Annotated in this window: 3 protein-coding genes; all 3 read right to left on the bottom strand. The window is 46.9% G+C overall.

Annotation, left to right across the window (positions count from 1 at the left end; all coding sequences use genetic code 11):
- Window positions 1–115 precede the first annotated feature (115 nt).
- Complete coding sequence (locus tag RY113_RS18335) at window positions 116–469, bottom strand: Imm8 family immunity protein (protein WP_110106853.1); 354 nt, start codon at window positions 467–469, stop codon at window positions 116–118.
- A gap of 469 nt (window positions 470–938) precedes the next feature.
- Complete coding sequence (locus tag RY113_RS18330) at window positions 939–1,298, bottom strand: hypothetical protein (protein ID WP_110106854.1); 360 nt, start codon at window positions 1,296–1,298, stop codon at window positions 939–941.
- Window positions 1,299–1,510: 212 nt separating this feature from the next.
- Window positions 1,511–1,828 (bottom strand): hypothetical protein, encoded by a 318-nt coding sequence (locus tag RY113_RS18325; protein ID WP_315915818.1) that lies wholly within the window; start codon window positions 1,826–1,828, stop codon window positions 1,511–1,513.
- Window positions 1,829–2,246 lie beyond the last annotated feature (418 nt).

Here is a 2,246-nt window from a genome sequence, read left to right as displayed (position 1 = left end):
ATCTATTATATCGAATAACGGGCAAAATTAACAGGCTTTTATCAAGAAAAACCCCGAAAAATCGACGAACCCCGAACCCGTCACCAGAGCGTGTCCAGAGTCCTGAAACCTGGCACTATGGTTGATAGTTCTCAAATTCCCAGTAGCCCAATCTACTCAGTTGTTCTGCGACCTCGCTCCACGTCGGTCCTTGGCAGGCATTCACATGGCCGACTATATACGAACGAATGCGTTGCCAATTGAAGCCATCCACAATGAGATGATGCCTTCCATTCCAAATACCATCACGGGCAATCAGCTCATCAATCCAGGCAGTGCTGCAGACCGTAATATCGAAGGACTCTTCTCCTGGTTCTTCCAATGGTCCGGCCAGAAGCCGAATGCCTACTGACCAACTTTCTTCCTTGGGTCTCCAAGAGTCCATGTCATCGACATCGAGGCTACCAAGCCAACGAATTGCAGCTCTCATCAGTTGATCTCCGTAATATTCAAGTGCACATTGTCGATTAGCTCGGGCGCATTTTGTCCCTAAACCCAGCTTTCGAAACACGAGGGGAAGTTACCCAACATGGATTCCAGGATGGTGCCGTAACTCTACAAGTTCATCAGCGCCCGCAGAGAGCCCGAATTTCGGGGCATCTCCAGGCTGTGCAGACGACTTCTGAAAATGACAACGTAGTCCTGATACAGGTCGCGGCTCCCACTTGGGCAAGGAAAATTCCCGCTTAGATCCTATTGGCCATTTCAGTCATCAACCGGGCTACGCTTACAATTCCAAGCAGCGCCAGCGTCGTAGGCATCCAGCACTGACAGAATAGATCCAATCAGACGTGATCCTCACGTAGCGCAGTAACCCATCGACAGATGACCGCAGCCTTGATTCATAGATCCACGCGGGTAAGGCAGCTGCCAACATCCATCGGGTCAGACAAGTAGATTCATTCTTCGCTTGACTTGTATTCATGTTCATCCATCAAAAACAATTCAAAAAAACTTGCTTTGTTTTCCTTCAGTATTTCGGCAAATGGACGAATCTGACGAGCATTTTCTTCGACAATATCACCCCATGAACCACTAAACTGGAAGCCACAAACAATTGCCTCCATATCGGGAACTATATAACCTTTCTCACACCAAAACCCTTCAAGAGCTGTAACGCACAAGCTCAATTTCTTAGCGATGTCAAACGCCTCAGCAAGGCATCCTACTCCAACCCATAGAGTATCGGCGTCAATCATAAGCATCCCTGGGGGGTTTTGCAGTAGATATTCCCTAAATGTCTCGTCTGATCCCATCATGCGCTCCAATATATTCAATAACGATCAATTAACTGAACATTGACACCACTTAAATAATTCTAAGTCACACAAGGTCCACGTCGGGAAAATAGCCCGCGGGCGGTCCGCCTATAGGCCCCTCAGGGACGTGCAACCAAGTACTAGATTCTGTGCAGATGATTCTGAAAATGACAACTTTACCGCATTGTCAGGCAGTGCCGAGTTCGTGTGCGCTAACCCGACGAAGCCTGGCTAGCAGCTCGGGTGAAACGGAAGAAAACCCCGGAATCCGGATCGCCAATTGGGATATAAATCGATATTTTCGAACCTTCTTCTTCGGTATACAATTTAAACAATGCAATTAGATCGATGAAGTCAGCAGAGATGTAGGAATAGTTTGCTGACTTATTAAAACCTGAACTCCATGATCCCGAAGCGTTCAAAGTGTCAGTCCAGTCAAGTTCATCGACTGAAAATAAAGACGCATAATCTGGAATTACTTCACGTGGAACATTTGTGATTTCAATCGACATATCTTCGTTCAAGTCCATTGAAGTTTTGTTCCCTTTGGAATCTTGGTGGACCCAAGTGCCGAAAAGTCGATCCTCTGGAATGGGATAGTTTTCCTTGAAAAAAGAACATGAGGTCACCAAAATTATGATACTGAGTAAAATCGATGTCATCCATAGCATCTTCCCCTGAGAGCGATGGATTGTTACCAAGAGACATCCTCCTTCCAGTTGAAGGTTTGCTTTTGCTTTAAGAGAGGACAATATTCCCTTGCCCATTTGTTCAGATACTCACGCATAGACGGAGTTGGACCAATCGCCGAGCTAAGTGCCATGCCGCCCCCAACTAATTCGGTGCACCTGAAATACGGTTCAGCAAAGCCTACACGGTGACTAATTCCACCCAGCGCACACAGATTCGCACGTCCTTACCGCGTAGGTGACACAAGGACTAGCAAAC

The organism is Arthrobacter sp. lap29, from assembly GCF_032458965.1.
Classification (GTDB): Bacteria; Actinomycetota; Actinomycetes; order Actinomycetales; family Micrococcaceae; genus Specibacter; species Specibacter psychrochitiniphilus.
Note: the sequence above shows the minus strand (reverse complement) of the source record. Positions and strands in the feature narration are given on the sequence as shown.